A 346-nucleotide genomic window follows, 5' to 3' on the forward strand; every position below is an offset into this window, starting at 1 on the left:
TAATCCTTCAAGCGCATCGCGCCAGTTAAGCTGAACGCCAGCCCAATCTGATACCGCCATAATATATCCTCCCCCAAAAACTTTTAGAGAGATGAATCAGAAAACAGAACTATCTGCAACTGTAGTATTAAAGCGTTTCTGTTTTAACCTGAAACATATCCGGCGGCCTTGAAGTAGTTCCAGCATTCTTGAGGGTCGTATATATCGCAGATTTTTCCGATGGCGTCGAACACGTCGGTGAATGTCCTAGCCCCGATCCGGCGAAGATGGGCTTTCAGCTTGGAGAATGCCTGTTCGATGGGATTCAGGTCGGGCGAGTATGGCGGCAGGAAAATGAACCAGCATC

General features: G+C 48.0%; 1 protein-coding gene. It reads right to left on the reverse strand.

Going from position 1 to position 346, the window contains the following annotated elements:
* Positions 1–143 precede the first annotated feature (143 nt).
* Positions 144–346, reverse strand: a 203-nt coding sequence (locus tag BV911_RS18975; RefSeq protein ID WP_205963900.1) for a transposase, incomplete at its 5' end; no start/stop codon positions are given.

The organism is Pseudoruegeria sp. SK021, from assembly GCF_002119405.1.
Lineage (GTDB): Bacteria > Pseudomonadota > Alphaproteobacteria > Rhodobacterales > Rhodobacteraceae > Meridianimarinicoccus.